Genomic DNA, 1,596 nt, shown 5'->3' with positions numbered 1-1,596 from the left:
ATCGTTTGCTGAATGAAAAAGCAGGTGTTTCACCGGAAATGGCCATTCGACTGTCCGAAGTACTGGGTGGTTCTGCTGAAAGCTGGATGACACTTCAGGAAAGCTTTGACTTGTGGAAAGCCAGGCAAGTGGTCGATACAGCAAACCTGGAACGTATTGATTTTAGTCAGGTTGCGTAGTGACCTATTCTTCGTGTTGCCCAGTTATTTCAGATCGCTAATTCAACGTCTTTTTTTCGGCAGTTGCCCTTTGCTTCTATCTCGCTGATTACTGCCAATGTAGGCTGAAACCACACTACTTCTGTGATGGCCTAGCAGATCAGCGATGGCCTTCCGGGCTTGAAGATCGCCGTGTTTATCAATGTTGATACCACTTGATAAAACAGGTGCAGAACAACCTGTATTTTGTTGATATTGTTCACAAGCGTAGGCCGCCCGGAGATCATGCCGGTTATTCAGCCCATACTTTTTGAGAACAGGACCACTGTGCATACGCACCAGAGCCAGAAAATCTTCAAGCTTTTTACCGATAGGTATCAGGCAATCGTTGTCGCCCTGCATCCTTACCGCTTGAGACAAAGCCATACGTGCATAGCCGGATACTGGAACCCACCGTTCAACTCGTGAAGGACTGGTAGACGTCGATTTGCCACGTCCGCCTTTTGTACCCCGCTCAATATCGATTTTTCCGCAGGCTTTGTCTTGCTCAAGAGCCCTGCGGCAATCAAGCAATACAGCCTCTCGGGAACGCAGCCCAAGCTCTCGACACAGACCTAAAACGGCTGCTATTCGCTCCTGACCTTTCAAAATTAACTCGGCTTGTGCCTGTGCCAACTTATCCCTGCTTAGCTCCGGTGGTTCAGTGCGAATTTTCTCCCGGTTCACCTGTAGAGCCTCAGAAGGTTTAATCCTTATATCTTCATTGCCTCGCAGCGCCTTCAAAACCACATTGCAGGTAGACAGCAGATTCTGTGCTGTGGCAACAGATAATGGTCTGCCCTGCCCTTCCAGCCTTGCCCGTAGATAAACGGCATAGTGCTTCAATGTCTGGTTATTCACCTGATGGGCTTCACAAATATTTCGGGCCTGACTCCAGGCACAAAACTGTTTCCATCGCTCAGAGTGGGTGGACACCGTACAAAATTGACCCGGCATCATTGCCCTGAGTGCATTTCGACCAGCATAAGACAACTGTCGGCCAAAACCAAAATTATGGCCGTTACGGCTTAAAAAATGAGACACAACTCTACCCCTCCATCCCAATCTGGCATATCGGACAATCAGTCCCGAAACCCTGAACAAAGTTCAATTCGAAGCCACATCACGCAGTGGCCAGACGGGACAGCCTGTAACGCAAGGGTTGCGGGCAGTGACGCTCATTGCTCCAGAGAGCTGAGCTTTGCTGATGCCAGCAGCTGAGGCGGTTGCTGTTATAACCAATACTGAAGAATGGCCGGGTTTAGCATGCTCGCCTGCTTATAAAAAAGTTGATCAAATCATCAGAAAGTGCCGATAAAAGACACTGGTCTGGCTGTAGGGTACGGATGCCAATATATCCAGAAAGGGTCTCTTGAAACGGCTTTTTGAAAATGCGCTG

At 48.8% G+C, this 1,596-nt stretch carries 2 protein-coding genes; one reads left to right on the top strand and one right to left on the bottom strand.

The window, feature by feature from the left end; all coding sequences use genetic code 11:
- Nucleotides 1-5 precede the first annotated feature (5 nt).
- Entirely contained in the window at nt 6-179 is a 174-nt protein-coding gene (locus KDK19_RS24680) for a HigA family addiction module antitoxin (RefSeq protein WP_368736497.1), read from the top strand.
- A 42-nt stretch (nt 180-221) separates the two neighbouring features.
- On the opposite strand, the gene KDK19_RS23225 is transcribed toward KDK19_RS24680, so the two are convergent.
- A complete protein-coding gene (locus KDK19_RS23225; RefSeq protein WP_257293050.1) occupies nt 222-1,241 on the bottom strand; it encodes an integrase domain-containing protein in 1,020 nt (339 codons plus the stop codon).
- Nucleotides 1,242-1,596: the final 355 nt, after the last annotated feature.

The sequence above is a fragment of the Endozoicomonas sp. ONNA1 genome, assembly GCF_024606325.1.
Taxonomy (GTDB): Bacteria; Pseudomonadota; Gammaproteobacteria; order Pseudomonadales; family Endozoicomonadaceae; genus Endozoicomonas_A.
Note: the sequence above shows the minus strand (reverse complement) of the source record. Positions and strands in the feature narration are given on the sequence as shown.